Below are 13,235 nucleotides of genomic sequence, written 5' to 3'. Positions count from 1 at the left end.
CGTGACCTTAACCTTCCGGACGACATCGAAGCCATGTTCGACAAGATTCTGATCGCCAACCGCGGCGAAATCGCGTGCCGCGTCGCCGCGACGTGCAAACGTCTCGGGATCGCGAGCGTCGCCGTCTATTCCGACGCGGATGCGAACGCGAAACACGTGGCCGCGTGCGACGAGGCCGTGCATATCGGCGGCTCGGCCGCGGCAGACAGTTACCTGCGCGTCGAGCGCATCATCGAAGCCGCGCGCGCGACCGGCGCGCAGGCAATTCACCCCGGCTACGGCTTTCTGTCGGAGAACGAAGATTTCGCGCACGCGTGCGAAGAAGCCGGCATCGTGTTCATCGGGCCGCCGGTCGATGCGATCGCGGCGATGGGCTCGAAGGCTGCCGCGAAGGCGCTGATGCACGCGGCCGCCGTGCCGCTCGTGCCGGGCTATCACGGCGACGACCAGGATGCGAGCAATCTGCATCGCGAAGCCGACCGGATCGGCTACCCGGTGCTGCTGAAGGCGAGCGCGGGCGGCGGCGGCAAGGGGATGCGCGTGGTCGAGCGCTCCGACGATTTCCCGGCGGCGCTCGCGTCGTGCCAGCGCGAAGCGGCCAGCAGCTTCGGCAACGATCGCGTGCTGATCGAGAAATACCTGACGCGCCCGCGTCACGTCGAAGTGCAGGTGTTCGGCGACACGCACGGCAATACCGTCTACCTGTTCGATCGCGACTGCTCGGTGCAGCGTCGTCACCAGAAGGTGCTCGAGGAAGCGCCGGCGCCCGGTTTGCATGCGGACGTGCGCCAGGCGATGGGCGAAGCGGCCGTCGCGGCCGCGCGCGCGGTGGGCTACGTCGGTGCGGGCACCGTCGAATTCATCATGACGGGCGAAGCGTTCTACTTCATGGAGATGAACACGCGCCTGCAAGTCGAGCATCCGGTGACCGAGATGGTCACGGGGCTCGATCTCGTCGAATGGCAATTGCGCGTCGCGTCCGGCGAGCCGTTGCCGTTGAAGCAGGAAGAACTGCGCGTGCGGGGCCATGCGCTCGAGGCGCGCCTGTACGCGGAGAACCCCGCACGCGGCTTCCTGCCGTCGACGGGTACGCTGAAGCATCTGCGGTTGCCGGCAGGCGTCGAATTCGACATCGGGGCGGCGGTGCGCGTCGACAGTGGCGTGCGCGAGGGCGATGCGATCACGCCGTTCTACGATCCGATGATCGCCAAGCTGATCGTGCACGGCGCGGATCGCGCGGAAGCATTGGGCCTGATGCTGCGTGCGCTGCGCGCGTGCGAAGTGGTCGGCCTGCATACCAACGCCGCGTTCTTGCAGCGGATCGTCGCATGCGCGCCGTTCGCGATCGCCGATCTCGACACGGGCCTGATCGAGCGCAACCACGATGCGCTGTTCGCGCCGCAACAGCCGCCGCGTGCGATGCTCGCACTCGCATGTGCCGCGCTCCTGGCACGCGAGCGTGGCGGCGCCGCGCAGCACGGCGCGTCGCCGTGGTGTTCGCTGCCGGACTGGCGGCTGAACGGCGGCTATCGCCGCACGCTCGAATGGCGTGCGACCGATCGCGAAGCGGACGTGACGGTTGCGTACGAGGACGACGGCGCCGGCACGCGCGTCGCGATCGGCGACGCCGCCGCACAACCGTTCGCGTGGACGCGCGGCGCCACGCCGCTCGATTTCGACGTGACGCTGGGCGGCGTGCGCAGCAGCGGCCGCGTGTATGCGGACGGCGACACGTTCCACGTGTTCACGCAGGGCGCGGCCGAGACGTTCGAATGGCGCAACCTGCTCGCGCATGCGGGGGACGCGGAGCAGGGCGGCGGCCGCCTGACCGCACCGATGCCAGGCAAGGTGATCGCGGTGCTGGTCGAGCCGGGGCAGAAGGTCGAAGCCGGCACGCCGTTGATCGTGATGGAAGCGATGAAGATGGAGCACACGATCGGCGCGCCGAGCGCGGGCGTCGTCGCGGAAGTGCTGTACGGCGTCGGCGATCAGGTCGCGGACGGTGCGCAGTTGCTGATGATGGCGGAAGGCTGAGCGTCGCATACGCGTGAGGGCCGTTGCCGGCTCTCACGCACTGGCCATTGTGCCCCGTATTATCCGGGCGTCCCCGACGCCATCCGGCTGCGAATACCTGATGTGCCTGCATCAGGACGACATTGCATTCTTGTGTTGTGATCGTCGATCTTGTCGCGCGCAGACAAAAACAAATAATTTGCGTGCCGCATCTTCGAGATTTTTGAATAATCCCGGGATTCTCGCCGGTAACAGCCGCTCGACATGCGCTGTCGCGCTGCCTTGCACCGGTTTGCCCGTTGCAACAGTTGTTCAAAGATCGAAACCGGTCCGGTCCGGACTACTTCGCCAAAACGAACTGACTGCTTCCTCTTGTGGAGAAAGGCTGCACGCGATCGGGGCTGCTTCCGCGGGTGTCCGGAAAATCAGACTCGTTTGGAGAAACGGCTGCGCGTTCCTGTCCATGCGCGACATGGCTGCGTTAGCGTACCCGCCGGGATGTGCGGCCCGGTGTCCTGCGCAATGTAGCCGAGAGAAAGACTGAGATGGCGAACAAATATAAGTATGGAATTCACATTGACCTTACCCCGCCAGAACTTTTCTGCCTGATTGTTATCGATGTGGCCTGTGAGGAGTTGGGTATCGATGATGCTGTCGGAATCGCAATGATTTTGTTGGGTCAAAGGTTTGTGCCGACCAGGGGGAAATTCGGCGGAGCGGTCAAGGGAACCTCAATCGCATCCAGGGTATCGAGAAAGGTGTTGCCCTATGAACTCAAGTACAAAATTCTGCCAACGGTAACGTCATTCAGGAGTCTCCTGCTGCTCAAGATCAAATTTACCCGGGAGCTCGGCGCCTTTGTCGGGCGGGCCGTACCGGTGGTGGGTTGGGTCATTACCGCTATCGATATATCGGTCATCATGTATCGCTCGACAGTCACGTACAATGGCTTGGTCAAGCAAGAGGATCGCTTTTAATGGACGGTCGTCTGATAGAGATGGTGCGGGAAGAGGCCGATTCGCCACTATGGGGCGAGCTGGAGCTTACCGAGGACACGGATCTCTGCATCGATCTTGAAATTTCCGACAGGGCCATGTCGAGATTGATGCGGAGATTTTCGGAAACGTTTGGTGTCGATATTTCCGATTTCGACATTGATTATTATTACCCTTCCCGGAAACTGGGAATGGGTCGATTCTTGATGACGGTATTCAGGTCGCCATTCAGCGCCGACGCCAGGGACAAAATACTGGAGCGTCCGCTCACCATCAGAATGATGGAGGCGGCGATTGAAACCGGGCGGTGGACGATGTAACCGCTCGAAAAAGGGCCAGTCGATGGCGCACCTGCCATTTCCGCACCAACGCGGGGATCTGCATGCGCGTCGGCCGCTGTCGCGCGACACCATCGTGTAACACGTCGAACATAGCATCTCGGCGTCGATATGGCCGGCGCGGTTTCGCGTCCGTGTCACGTCATCATCCTCACGGAGAACCGTTATGCGAACGTCGGCCCTACGGCCTTTCGCGGTCGTCGGCCTGATCGCGCTGACCGCGCTGACCGCGCTGCTCGGCGCCTGCAACGACGACCTGACCGCACCCGCCGCGCCCGTCGCGCAGCAGAAGGCCGCGTGCGGCGGCGCCGTGGTCGCCACCGCGCAGATGCGCTGCCCGCCGGGCTTCACCGCGCCTGCTTCGTCGCCCGCTTCCTGATACCGGCCGTTTCCACCAGAAATCCCATCAAGCGCAACCAGCATGGCCATCCATTCTCGACGCGATTTTCTGAAGTTCTCGGCCGGCCTCGCCGGCGCGACCGCCGCCACCGCACTGCTGCCGGAATCGATCCGCAAGGCGCTGGCGATCGAGCCGAACACCGTGACGGGCACGATCCAGGATGTGCAGCACATCGTCGTGTTCATGCAGGAGAACCGTTCGTTCGACCACTACCTCGGACACCTGAGTGGCGTGCGCGGCTACAACGACCGCTTCCCGGTCACGCTGCCGAACGGCAAGCCGGTGTGGTTCCAGCCGCGCCAGGAAGACAAGTCGAGCGTGATCGCACCGTTCCGCTACGACACGACCAACCCGGGCGTCAACGCGCAATGTATCGGCGGCCTGCCGCATACGTGGGCGACGACGCACGGCGCGATCGACAACGGCCGCGCGGACCAGTGGGCCGTGCAGAAGTCGAACATGACGATGGGCTATCACGTTCGCGACGACATCCCGTTCCATTACGCGCTCGCGGATGCGTTCACGGTGTGCGACAACTACTTCTGCTCGATCCCGGGCAACACGCACCCGAACCGCATGTACCTGATGACGGGCATGGTCGATCCGCTCGGCACGGGAGGCGGCCCGCTGCTCGACAACACCGACTACATCGACAACCAGTTCGACAAGGTCCAGTTGCCGCCCTTCAACTGGACGACCTACCCGGAGCGGCTCGAAAAAGCCGGCATCTCGTGGCAGATCTATCAGCAGGGCACCGGGTTCGACAACTTCACCGGCAACTACGGCACGAACATGCTCGCGTGCTTCAACAACTTCGTGAACGCGCCGGCCGGTTCGTCGCTGCAGACGCGCGGGATGAGCACGCGCCCGATCACGCAGCTCAAAGCGGACGTGCAGGCGAATGCGCTGCCGCAGGTGTCGTGGCTGCTGCCGCCGGCCGCGTATTCGGAGCATCCGAAGTTCACGCCGCTGTACGGTGCGTACTACCTGTCGACGATCCTCGATGCGCTGACGTCCAATCCGGACGTGTGGAGCAAGACGGTCCTGCTGATCATGTACGACGAAAACGACGGCTTCTTCGACCATGTCGTGCCGCCGTCGGCGCCGACGCTGCCCGGCTCGGGCATGAGCACCGTGGACGTATCGCTCGAGCGGCACAACGTCGTGACCGCGACGCAAGCCGGCACCTATACGGCCGACAACCTGCCGTACGGCCTTGGCCCGCGCGTGCCGATGTTCGTCGTGTCGCCGTGGTCGAAGGGCGGCTTCGTGTGCTCGCAGGTGTTCGATCACACGTCGGTGCTGCAATTCATCGAGAAGCGCTTCGGCGTGATGGAGACCAACATCTCGCCGTGGCGCCGCGCGATCTGCGGCGACCTGACGTCGGCGCTCGACTTCTCGAAGTCGGATGCGACGCTGCCGACCCTGCCGAGCACGCAGGCGTATGTCGCGCAGGCGGATCTGCAATGCTCGCGCGCGTCGTCGCAGACCGCGCCGGCCAGCACCGCGCAGCAGATCGTGACCGCGCAGGAACCCGGCACGCGGCCGGCCCGCGCGCTACCGTACGAATTGCACGTGACCGGCCAGCTGCAGGCGCAAGGCTATGCGGTGACGTTCGCGAATACCGGCACGCAGGGCGCGCACTTCTGGGTCTATACGGGCGACCCCATCGCGATGCCGCGCCGCTATACGGTCGAAGCGGGCAAGCAGTTGACCGATACGTGGGCGCTCGATGCGAACGGCAACTACCTGGTGAGCGTGTGGGGGCCCAACGGCTATTTCCGGCGCTTCGCGGGTTCGGCCGCCGCGGATGGCGCTGCCAAGCCTGAAATCATGCCGTGCTACGACACCGCGAACGGCGACGTTTACGTGACGATCGCCAATGCCGGCACCGGCCCGCTCACGGTCACGGCGACCGATGTCGCGTACGGCGGTGTGGCGCGCACGCTGACGGTCCCGGCGGGGCAGCGCGTCGAAGCGCATTGGGACCTGTCGTGCAGCAGCCACTGGTACGACCTGCAGTTCGCCGTGGCGGGCAATGCCGGCTGGACGCGCCGCATCGCGGGTCACGTCGAAACCGGCAAGCCGAGCATCACCGACCCGGCGGCCGTCACGCCGACGATCGCGGCGATCTGACGACGGCAACCGATGCGACGACGCGCCGGCCGGTCGCATCCGGCCGGCGCGTCGCGTTTACCGATCGATGACGGTGCGGCGGCCGCGTCGGCGATTCGCACGGTGCGCTTCAGCGCGGCGCCCCGCCCGGAAGCGCTTTCCCGCGAGCGCCGCGCCGGTTCGTCGTGGAGGACCTGGAGGACTTGCGCGGCGTCGTGTTCCATTCGATGATCGCGGTGCGGTGAGGTCGCCAGCTGCCCGCTCGAATGCCGCGAGAAAAACCGGCTGCCGGGCGGCGCGAGCATCGCATAACGGTCGGGCGGATGGGCACGGCCGGACCGGCCGCTGACCATCCCTGACAGTGTGCGGCCGGCGCTCCGCTAGAATGCGCCATGCCATCCCCGTTCAACTTTCCATCCCGCCGACGATGACGTCCCCTGTCCTGACCGGCCTGCGCATCGGTATCACGATCGGATTGCGTGCCCCCGACGAAAGCCTGTGGATCAACGGCATCAAGCAGAACGCGCTGTTCCTCGCGAAGCTGTTGATGGCGTCGCCGCACGGTTACCGTGTGACGCTGGTCAACACGACCGACGTGCCGCTGACCGACGCCCTGCCGTGGGATCGCGGCGTGTACGACACGCGCGCGTTCGCCGACATGAAGGATGCGCTCGACGTGGTGATCGAACTCGGCGGGCAGATCGATGGCGAGCAGACGGCCTACCTGAAAGCGCGCGGCGCGAAGCTCGTCAGCTATTGCTGCGGGGTCGAGTACATCAACGCGATGGAGTCGATGCTGTTCGGCCGCCGGTTGTGGGAGTCGCTGTTCATCAACCGCGGCTACGACGAGGTGTGGGCGATTCCGCAGATCGCGCCGTCGTCGCTGCCGTTCCTGCAGTCGCTGCGCCGCTGTCCGGGGCGCGTCGTGCCGTTCGTGTGGGATCCGATGTTCCTGACCGAGCGCGCGCAGTCGCTGCCCGAGCACGGCGAATACCGGCCGCGCAGCGAGCCCGGCAAGCGGCTCACGGTGATGGAGCCGAACCACAACGTCGTGAAGTTCTGCGTGTATCCGATGCTGATCATCGACGAAGCGTATCGCCGCGACCCCGACGCGATCTGCTTCACGCACGTGACGAACGCCGATCGCCTCGCACACGACAGCCCAGAGTTCGTGATGCTGATGAACTATCTGGATATCGTGCGCGCCGGCAAGGCGAGCTTCGTCGGGCGCTTCGATACGCCGCTGTTCCTGGCCGACCTGACCGATATCGTCGTGTCGCACCAATGGTCGAACCCGCTGAACTATTTCTATTTCGACGTGTGCTGGCAGGGTTATCCGCTCGTGCACAACGCGAGTCTCGCGCCCGATCTGGGCTACTACTATCCGGACAACGACGTGCAGCAGGGCGCCGATGCGCTGCTGCGCGCGCTCCATACGCACGACGACGATTGGCAAGCGTATGCGCGGCGCCAGCGCGAGATCCTTCGCCGTTACACGTCGGCGAATCCGGCGCTCGTCGCCGAGTACGACGCGCTGCTCGCGAACCTGATCGGCGCGCCGGCCGCCTGAGGCCGGTTTTCCGCGGCGCACGTTCGTTGCGCCCCGCCCGTCTTGCGCCGCCGGGTTTGTCCCGCCCTCATGTCTGACGAAATGATGCCGTTAAAAAAGAAACCGACGAACCCGATGGGTTCGTCGGTTTTGAAGGCACGAAATTGACGGCTCCGAGGGAAGTCCGTCAAAAACAAGTTTATAGGTTAACAAGTTGGAAAGATTGTTAAATATGTTTCGATCTATAATCTTCATATAATTGAAGTTGGTATTATCGGTTAGGCAGTGGATATTCCTGTTAGGCATTTAATAATATCGTTTGAAACGTGAAAATTGCGTGCTGCAATGATCGAATGGCGCGCGGCGGCACGCGTGACACGGGAGACCGCATGCAAGGAGAGCGGCATGTCGCCCCGACATATCGAGCGCGGGCGCTACTTCATTGCATGGTATTTATCTGATCAATTGACGGTTTCGTGTTTCTCGCAACAGGCAAATTCGGGAAAAGACGATTCGGATAAAGCCGTCTGAATGAAAAAAAGTAAGTGATTCGGATTTGAGGTTCGCGTAATTTGCGTTGTGTAACCTGTCGCACTGTCGGCAGTGTGCGCGCGTGGTGTATTCCAAGTAATCGAATATCGTAAAAATATCGAATTTGACGGCGCCGAAGCGACCAGTACGCTCCCCGGAAAAAATCGACATACAGGATGGGCCGGGTAGGCGGCGGAGCGCGTCGAGGTTGGTGCGTTCCGCCTGGGTGTTGAGGTCGAGCCGCGATCGGCGGCTCGCCATTTGCCGGAGCGCCGGATGAATGCGGTCGAAGCTCGCCAGGAGGCGAATCGGAAAGCGAATCGCGACGAAATCGATCTCGTGTTCGGCGCGCGCGACGATCACCCCGACCTTGCGTCGGTACGCAGTTTCGTCGAAAGCCGGCTCGGATTCGCGCACGAGCCCGTGTGCCGCGCCGACCTGTCTGGCGGCGTGCTGTACGAGGAGCGCCTGGCGCGGTTGCGGTGGGGCGAGCGCGATGCGCTGCCGCCGCTCGCCTTCCTGCCGCGCCTCGAATCGCTCGGGCTGATGCGCTGGTTCGACCGGCTGGTGGTCGGCCGCACGATCGATGCGCTGCGCGCCGATCCGGGCGCCGTGTACGGTTGCAACGTCGCGGCGGCAAGTGCGGTCGTGGACGACGCGTGGCTCGCGATTTTCAGGCGGCTCGAGCGCGAGCCGTCGGTGGCGGCGCGGCTGGTCGTCGAGATCACGGAGACGGGGCCGTTGAACCCCGTCGCGGGCCGGTCGTTCGTGTACCGCTTCCGGCAGGCCGGATGCCGGATCGCGATCGACGATTTCGGTGTCGGTTTCAGTGCATTGAACAATCTGGTGGTCGGCAATCCCGACATCGTGAAGCTCGACCGCTCGATCCTGTCGATGATCAAGCACAACGCGATCGGGCGCTACCAGTTCCGGCGGCTGATCGCGTTTGCGCATGAAGGTGCGCGGCACGTCGTCGTCGAAGGCGTGGAAAGCGAGACTGACCGGCAGATGATCGTGGATGCCGGCGTCACGTGGGCGCAGGGCATTCGCTTTTCATGGCGATCGCCGGCCGCCGCGTGACCGCGGGAACGGGCAGGGCGGCGCGCGGGGTGCGCGTCGGGGGCGGGACGAGTCGCAAAAGGAGCGTGGGCATGGCGGGGACGAAAGCCGGAGGCGGAACGGGCACGCAGGCAACCGATGTGCGCGACCTGGTCGCGATCGCCGAATTGGCCGACATACTGGGGCAACTGGGCGCCGAATCGACCGATGCGCCGATCGACGTCGCGCCCTGTCTGGACGGCCTGACACGCGTCGCGCGCCGCATTCGGCGGATGAGCCTGCTCGATGCGGGTGGCCGCGAGCTGGCGGCCCGGCACTATTATGCGGGCGTCATCGCCGGCGCGTGCGGCGACGAGTCGGCGATCGCGCGCGGCGTATCCGACAGCCTCGTCCGGCAATCGGCCGACGCAGGCCGGCCGGCAGCCCGTTGTTTCGCGATGCTCGCGCGCATCGGGCGGCGGCATGGCCGTGCGTTCGCCGCACAAAGCGGCGACCGGGTACTGGCGTAACGCAACCGGCGCGTGCGCGGGCAATCAGCCGAGCGGGCGGCCGGCAAACAGGTGCTGGATCTGCGTGGAATAGGCGCGGACGTTGTGCTCGGCGAGCGTGTCGACCTGGTGCAGGCAGTGGCGGGCGGCCGCCGCGTAGTCGTCGAGCCGTGCGTCGTGCGTCTGCGCGGCGGTCGCGATCGCGCGCGCCGCATCGAAGATCTCGAAGTCCGGATAGTAGTAGCCGACGTCGCGCAGGAACGGCGAGTTGTGCACGAGCGGGTAGTTGCCGTACAGCGCGTCGTACAGCAGGTAGTTCAGGCCGTTTTCCCAGTGGTGCGACACGACGATGTCGGTGTGATGCGCGGCCCACGCGACGAACGGCGCGCGCACGTCGGCGGTGGCCTTGCCGTCGCGCACCATCTCGAGCCCGAGCGCGAGATGCTTGAAGGCGACGTTTTCCTTCTTGTCGAACGTGTTGGTCATGTACACGTGCTCGACGAGCTCCGGATGCTCGACGTAGCACGCATTCGCGGCGAGCATCGGCACGATCGCGCTCTTCACGACGTTCAGGTTCGGCTCGAAGAACGCGATGCGCTTGGCCGGGCCGTGGTTGCGATAGCCGAAGCGCGCCTTCAGTTCAGGGTCCGCGTCGAGGCTGCGCTCGATGAAATACGGCGACCAGATATGCGGCAGCTCGATCACCGGCGCGCGGTACACGGCCTGGAAATACGCGGCGCACGTGTGCATGTGCTGCGGATTGGTCCAGATCTCGTCGAACTGCACGCGGTGCGGGTTCGGCCGCCAGTCGTTCTTCTCGAAGTTGATCGTCTCGACCGCGATCACGTAGTCGTTGCCGAAGCGATACGACACGCACTTGCCGCCGCGCTGGCGCACGACGTCCGTGTGCGACGGATCGACGAACGCGTTCATCTCGATCAGCAGGTCGGTCTGGCGAACGACGGCCGACAGCGGCCGCAGCGCGTCGCCGAACGCGTCCATCATCAGCGCCTGCGGATACCCGGTGATGCCGTCGTCGTGCGCGAGCCAGACTTCACCGATCAACGGCGATTGCTTCAGCAGCATGTACAGGTACACGCAGTGCTGGTTTGCGCCGTTGTACCAGATCGACTGCGTCGCGTCGCGCTGCACGTTGATCGTTATCGCGACATTGAGTTTCATCGGCTCGGCTCCGTGGGGCGAGGATCTGTCATGCGTCGCGATAGAGCGTGGCGATCGCGTCCGTATAGGCCGCGACGTTGTCGGGGTTGTAGATGCTGACCGAATCGAGCACGTGCTTCGACTGCTCGCGATACGCGTCGAGGTTCGCGTCGTGCTCGGCGAACGCCTGCAGCAGCGCGCGGCCGCCGGCCTGACAGTCGAAATCCGGATAGAAATACCCGGCCTTGCCGAGGAACGGCGAGTTGTGGATCAGCGGATAGTCACCGTACAGCAGCTCGTAATACAGGTAGTTCTGCGCGTTCTCCCACGTGTGCGACACCACCGCATCGCCGTACGCGGCCATGAACTCGTACACCGCATAGCGGCTTTCGAACGTCGTGATGCCGTGGTTCACGATGTCGAGGCTCTTCGCGAAGTGGATGAACGTCGCGTGATCCTTCAGGTGGATCGTGTTGCACACGCGCACGAATTCGAGGAATGCCGGATTCGCGCGGTAGGCTTCCTCGGTGACCAGCATCGGAATGATGCTCGTCTTCACCATGCAGATGTTCGGCTCGAACATCGTCACGCGCCAGCGCGGCTTGCCCGGTTGATAGCCGAACGACAAACCGGCGCCGAGCGTCGCGCGCGCCTTGTCGAACAGCATCGGATGCCAGATGTGCGGAACGATCGTGACCGGCGCGCGCAGGCCCGTCTGGTAGTAGTGCAGGCACGAGCGCTCGAACTCGGGGATCGTCCACACCGCGTCGTACGGCGCGCCCGAGAACAGGAAGCCCGACGGCTTGTCGAACATCGCGCGTTCGATGTCGATCACATAGTCGTTGCCGACCCGCATCGTGACGACCTTGCCGCCGCGCTCGCGGAACGCGCGCAGATAGTCCGCGCCGAACTGCGCGCTCATTTCGATCAGCACGTCGCAGCGCTCGAGCGCTTCGTCCATCGACAGCAGCGGCACGTTCCACTCGCCGAGCATCATCTGTGGATCGGCAACTTGTTCGCCGCCGTTCACCATCACGGCATCTGAGACGAGCGGCGACTGGCGCAGCAGCAGGATCAGCAGCAGGCAGTTCTGGAAAATGCCGTTTTCCCACAGCGACTGGCCGGCGCCGCGCACGAACAGCGACACGCCGACGACGAGACGCTTGCCCTCGCCGGGCGCTTGACGGGCATTGGAGTCCGACATGCGTATGCTCCGGTTCAGGCGACCAGACGCGAGACGAACGCGTCGAGGTTCGCGGGGTTGTCGATCGAGACCGAGTGCAGCAGCCGGTCGGCCTTCGCACGATAGTCGTCGACGCGTTCGTCGTGATGCAGCCACGCCTCGAGCAGCGCGCGGCCGCCGGCGGCGGCGTCGAAGTCCGGGTAGTAATAGCCGGCGTCGCCGATCAGCGTCGAGTTGTGGATCAGCGGATAGCCGCCGTACAGCACGTCGTAATACAGATAGTTCTGGCCGTTTTCCCAGTGGTGCGACACGACCGCATCCGCGTGGCGCGCCATGAAGCTTGGCAGGTCGATGCGCGGCTCGAACGTCGCCTTGTGCTGGCGCACGAGATCGAGGCTGTTCGCGAAGTGCACGAAGGTCGGATGCTCCTTCATGTGCATCGAGTTGACGACGAACATGTGTTGCACCGCATCAGGCCGCGCGCGGTAGAGCTCGTCGCACGCGAGCATCGGGTAGTGACAGGACTTCGCGACCGAGATGTTCGGCTCGAGCATCGCGAGCTTCCATGGCCGCTGGCCGGGCCGATAGCCGAACGTCGCGCCTTCGTCGGCGAGCGCGGCCACGCGGCGCTCGAGGAAGTACGGCGACCAGATGTGCGGCATCAGGTGGACGGGCGCGCGCAGGATCGTCCGCAGCATCGGCGCGGCGGTCTTGTCGTATTGCGGCAGCAGCCACACTTCGTCGAACGGCGCGCCGTTGAACACATGCCCCGACGGTTTCCCGAAGATCGGCGTTTCGCCCAGCCCCGCATACACGTGCCCGCAGAAGAACGCGGCGGTCTTCTTGCCGAGCGCCTTCATGTGCCGGAGCCATTCGACCGGCAACTGCGCGCCCATTTCGATCACGACGTCGAGTTCGTGCGTGACGTCGGCGGGTTTCACGAGCGGGATGTCGAGGCCGTCGAGTTCGAGGCCGGCCGGCAGTGCGTTGGCGTCGCCACCGTTCAGGAAATAGACGGGGCCGACGCGATCCGAGCGTTTGAGCATCATCGCGAGGAATGCGATGTTCTGGTGAATGCCGTTTTCCCAGATCGCCTGGCCGTCGCGCGCAAACAGCGAGATGCCGACCGCCGGCCGTTGCTTGCGGGTGCCGCCCGCGGCGGCTTCATTGATGTCTGTCACCGGTTGTTTCCTCTGCGGCGTCGTGCGTCCGGCATCGCGTCGAGCGTCTGGCCGGCAGCGGCGCGCCGTGGATCGTCATGGTTGGATTCGCGCCGGTGCGCCGCGGTGCGCGAATCGGGCGACGAGATTCGCGAAGGCGGCAGCCGGATTCCGGCGTGTCGTCGGGCACGCGTGGCACGGCGCGCGTCGGGCAGGCTGCCCTGGCGACTGTTTGCGGCGATT

Annotated in this window: 12 protein-coding genes; 8 read left to right on the top strand and 4 right to left on the bottom strand. The window is 64.6% G+C overall.

Going from position 1 to position 13,235, the window contains the following annotated elements:
• The first annotated feature begins 33 nt into the window (after positions 1 to 33).
• The 5 genes from CFB49_RS26525 (at position 34) to CFB49_RS26505 (ending at position 5,882) form a co-directional block, all read left to right on the top strand.
• Positions 34 to 2,034: an acetyl/propionyl/methylcrotonyl-CoA carboxylase subunit alpha gene (locus CFB49_RS26525; protein ID WP_089492726.1), complete on the top strand. Its 2,001-nt coding sequence runs from the start codon at positions 34 to 36 to the stop codon at positions 2,032 to 2,034.
• 524 nt (positions 2,035 to 2,558) lie between these two features.
• Positions 2,559 to 2,990, top strand: coding sequence for an STM2901 family protein (locus CFB49_RS26520; RefSeq protein ID WP_089492725.1), 432 nt, complete (start codon positions 2,559 to 2,561; stop codon positions 2,988 to 2,990).
• Positions 2,990 to 3,328, top strand: coding sequence for a DUF1493 family protein (locus CFB49_RS26515; protein ID WP_089492724.1), 339 nt, complete (start codon positions 2,990 to 2,992; stop codon positions 3,326 to 3,328). The genes CFB49_RS26520 and CFB49_RS26515 overlap by 1 nt, the downstream gene beginning before the upstream one ends.
• A gap of 184 nt (positions 3,329 to 3,512) precedes the next feature.
• Positions 3,513 to 3,725, top strand: coding sequence for a hypothetical protein (locus tag CFB49_RS26510; protein WP_089492723.1), 213 nt, complete (start codon positions 3,513 to 3,515; stop codon positions 3,723 to 3,725).
• A 42-nt stretch (positions 3,726 to 3,767) separates the two neighbouring features.
• The gene (locus tag CFB49_RS26505) at positions 3,768 to 5,882 is read left to right on the top strand and encodes a phosphocholine-specific phospholipase C (protein WP_089492722.1); all 2,115 of its coding nucleotides are present in this window, start codon (positions 3,768 to 3,770) and stop codon (positions 5,880 to 5,882) included.
• Here CFB49_RS26505 and CFB49_RS36475 read toward each other — a convergent pair.
• Positions 5,813 to 6,085 carry a hypothetical protein gene (locus tag CFB49_RS36475; RefSeq protein ID WP_179234948.1) on the bottom strand — a complete coding sequence of 91 codons (273 nt, stop codon included), beginning with the start codon at positions 6,083 to 6,085 and terminating at the stop codon, positions 5,813 to 5,815. The genes CFB49_RS26505 and CFB49_RS36475 overlap by 70 nt on opposite strands.
• A gap of 203 nt (positions 6,086 to 6,288) precedes the next feature.
• Here CFB49_RS36475 and CFB49_RS26495 point away from each other — a divergent pair, with 203 nt between their 5' ends.
• The 3 genes from CFB49_RS26495 to CFB49_RS26485 all read left to right on the top strand — a co-directional run bounded on the left by CFB49_RS26495 (position 6,289) and on the right by CFB49_RS26485 (position 9,509).
• On the top strand, positions 6,289 to 7,431 hold the full coding sequence (locus CFB49_RS26495) for a DUF2827 domain-containing protein (protein ID WP_089436992.1): 1,143 nt from the start codon (positions 6,289 to 6,291) through the stop codon (positions 7,429 to 7,431).
• Positions 7,432 to 8,217: 786 nt separating this feature from the next.
• The gene (locus CFB49_RS26490; protein ID WP_069620671.1) at positions 8,218 to 9,021 is read left to right on the top strand and encodes an EAL domain-containing protein; all 804 of its coding nucleotides are present in this window, start codon (positions 8,218 to 8,220) and stop codon (positions 9,019 to 9,021) included.
• 71 nt (positions 9,022 to 9,092) lie between these two features.
• Positions 9,093 to 9,509, top strand: a complete 417-nt coding sequence (locus CFB49_RS26485) for a hypothetical protein (RefSeq protein WP_179234952.1) — start codon at positions 9,093 to 9,095, stop codon at positions 9,507 to 9,509.
• A gap of 24 nt (positions 9,510 to 9,533) precedes the next feature.
• Here the strand turns inward: CFB49_RS26485 and CFB49_RS26480 are convergent, their stop codons facing one another.
• Genes CFB49_RS26480 through CFB49_RS26470 form a run of 3 tightly spaced genes read right to left on the bottom strand, consistent with a single transcriptional unit; the run spans position 9,534 to position 13,013 of the window.
• On the bottom strand, positions 9,534 to 10,670 hold the full coding sequence (locus CFB49_RS26480; protein WP_089492720.1) for a DUF2827 family protein: 1,137 nt from the start codon (positions 10,668 to 10,670) through the stop codon (positions 9,534 to 9,536).
• 28 nt (positions 10,671 to 10,698) lie between these two features.
• Positions 10,699 to 11,853, bottom strand: a complete 1,155-nt coding sequence (locus tag CFB49_RS26475) for a DUF2827 domain-containing protein (protein WP_089492719.1) — start codon at positions 11,851 to 11,853, stop codon at positions 10,699 to 10,701.
• Positions 11,854 to 11,867: 14 nt separating this feature from the next.
• The gene (locus CFB49_RS26470; protein ID WP_089492718.1) at positions 11,868 to 13,013 is read right to left on the bottom strand and encodes a DUF2827 domain-containing protein; all 1,146 of its coding nucleotides are present in this window, start codon (positions 13,011 to 13,013) and stop codon (positions 11,868 to 11,870) included.
• Between the last annotated feature and the right edge of the window lie 222 nt (positions 13,014 to 13,235).

The organism is Burkholderia sp. AU17457, from assembly GCF_002223255.1.
Classification (GTDB): Bacteria; Pseudomonadota; Gammaproteobacteria; order Burkholderiales; family Burkholderiaceae; genus Burkholderia; species Burkholderia sola.
Note: the sequence above shows the minus strand (reverse complement) of the source record. Positions and strands in the feature narration are given on the sequence as shown.

What these genes read in the sequence shown, in the direction of transcription:
- CFB49_RS26495 (WP_089436992.1), top strand. Translation starts at nt 6,289, where the DNA reads ATGACGTCCCCTGTCCTGACCGGCCTGCGCATCGGTATCACGATCGGA.
- CFB49_RS36475 (WP_179234948.1), bottom strand. Translation starts at nt 6,085, where the DNA reads ATGGAACACGACGCCGCGCAAGTCCTCCAGGTCCTCCACGACGAACCG.
- CFB49_RS26480 (WP_089492720.1), bottom strand. Translation starts at nt 10,670, where the DNA reads ATGAAACTCAATGTCGCGATAACGATCAACGTGCAGCGCGACGCGACG.
- CFB49_RS26485 (WP_179234952.1), top strand. Translation starts at nt 9,093, where the DNA reads ATGGCGGGGACGAAAGCCGGAGGCGGAACGGGCACGCAGGCAACCGAT.
- CFB49_RS26510 (WP_089492723.1), top strand. Translation starts at nt 3,513, where the DNA reads ATGCGAACGTCGGCCCTACGGCCTTTCGCGGTCGTCGGCCTGATCGCG.
- CFB49_RS26475 (WP_089492719.1), bottom strand. Translation starts at nt 11,853, where the DNA reads ATGTCGGACTCCAATGCCCGTCAAGCGCCCGGCGAGGGCAAGCGTCTC.
- CFB49_RS26515 (WP_089492724.1), top strand. Translation starts at nt 2,990, where the DNA reads ATGGACGGTCGTCTGATAGAGATGGTGCGGGAAGAGGCCGATTCGCCA.
- CFB49_RS26525 (WP_089492726.1), top strand. Translation starts at nt 34, where the DNA reads ATGTTCGACAAGATTCTGATCGCCAACCGCGGCGAAATCGCGTGCCGC.
- CFB49_RS26520 (WP_089492725.1), top strand. Translation starts at nt 2,559, where the DNA reads ATGGCGAACAAATATAAGTATGGAATTCACATTGACCTTACCCCGCCA.
- CFB49_RS26505 (WP_089492722.1), top strand. Translation starts at nt 3,768, where the DNA reads ATGGCCATCCATTCTCGACGCGATTTTCTGAAGTTCTCGGCCGGCCTC.
- CFB49_RS26490 (WP_069620671.1), top strand. Translation starts at nt 8,218, where the DNA reads ATGAATGCGGTCGAAGCTCGCCAGGAGGCGAATCGGAAAGCGAATCGC.